The organism is Paenibacillus sinensis (assembly GCF_019904155.1).
Lineage (GTDB): Bacteria > Bacillota > Bacilli > Paenibacillales > Paenibacillaceae > Paenibacillus_AQ > Paenibacillus_AQ sinensis.
Genome location: NZ_JAHCMB010000181.1, coordinates 1 through 401, shown reverse-complemented (window position 1 = coordinate 401; position 401 = coordinate 1). Strand labels below are relative to the sequence as shown.

General features: G+C 35.7%; 1 pseudogene. It reads left to right on the top strand.

Annotated features, from left to right (window positions below):
• A pseudogene (locus KIH86_RS20280) lies at nucleotides 1-234 on the top strand (hypothetical protein); the annotation flags it as partial.
• Nucleotides 235-401 lie beyond the last annotated feature (167 nt).

Sequence of the window (401 nt, the reverse complement as noted above, 5' to 3'; positions counted from 1 at the left end):
TTGGTAAATTCAGATACGAACAGCAGTAAAATAAGTGTAGGCGATGCAATGCCAGGCATGAACTTCGTGGAGATAAAGAGGATACTGGGAGAAAAAGAAATGAAAAAAACATGGACATCCTCAGAAGAAATTACGACTTATGCATTGGAGTATATTATTAATGGGTACAAATTTAGTTTTCAATCCGATCAGGAAGATGGCGAAGCATCAGAACTATATATTTCTGAGCTGTAGTGCCAAATGAACCGATCATTCATGCAATAAATGTAGAAATTAACGGAATAGCATTATGATAGACAGATTGATTATGGTCAGATATCACCCCATGATTAACTTGTTTTTGTTATATATTGAAGCCTACTTGTGCGGAGCTTCATTATCCAGTCTGTTAGATGTCAATT